We start from the raw sequence: 263 nt of genomic DNA, 5'->3' as shown, positions 1-263 counted from the left end.
ATTTACCAGACTTAAACTAAACTTCTTACCCGTTCTTTCATCTCCTTTCGCAAGTAAGGCCTCTTTTATCATTCTCCCCAACTTATGCATACTTTGCTTCGTGACTATTGTCGATGGATCATAAGTATCAATTTTGCCTTCAATTTCACCATTAGGGTATACAACTAACCAAGCATGTAAGCCGGGGATAACAAACTCACCAATAGATATGATCACGCCTGTTTTTTCTGCAATAGGGATAAACTCATCTGGTGCCACACTTC

At 39.2% G+C, this 263-nt stretch carries 1 protein-coding gene; it reads right to left on the bottom strand.

From position 1 onward, the window contains the following. Positions 1-263, bottom strand: a 263-nt coding sequence (locus tag R2R70_RS20980) for a hypothetical protein (RefSeq protein WP_410979044.1), incomplete at both ends; no start/stop codon positions are given.

Source organism: Cobetia sp. SIMBA_158 (genome assembly GCF_046566945.1).
GTDB classification, from domain to species: domain Bacteria; phylum Pseudomonadota; class Gammaproteobacteria; order Pseudomonadales; family Halomonadaceae; genus Cobetia; species Cobetia amphilecti.
Note: the sequence above shows the minus strand (reverse complement) of the source record. Positions and strands in the feature narration are given on the sequence as shown.